This is a genomic window from Pseudomonas sp. SIMBA_041 (assembly GCF_046535095.1).
GTDB lineage: Bacteria > Pseudomonadota > Gammaproteobacteria > Pseudomonadales > Pseudomonadaceae > Aquipseudomonas > Aquipseudomonas mucoides.
In genome coordinates, this window is sequence record NZ_JAWRXJ010001046.1 from 1 (window position 1) to 229 (window position 229).

Sequence of the window (229 nt, forward strand, 5' to 3'; positions counted from 1 at the left end):
GCTTCGCCGCGCTGGTGCAGCAGGCCCAGCAGCTCGCTGCGAAAGGCGCTCAACGGCTTGGACGCGGCCACGTCCAGCACCGGCGGAATGTAGCTGTCGTCCAGCACCAGAGCACGGTCGGCGCGTTTCTCCTTGACCCGCACCACGCCAATGGCGGCGTAGTCGCTGAGGCCGTCCTGGGCGGTGAGCAGGCGCAGGGCCCGAGAGCCCACGGCCACCGGCGCGCGGT

The 229-nt window shown here is 71.6% G+C and carries 1 protein-coding gene; it reads right to left on the reverse strand.

Annotated features, from left to right (window positions below; all coding sequences use genetic code 11):
* Nucleotides 1–229: type VI secretion system baseplate subunit TssK (tssK, locus tag SB725_RS34295; RefSeq protein ID WP_410923842.1), on the reverse strand; the 229-nt coding region annotated here is incomplete at both ends.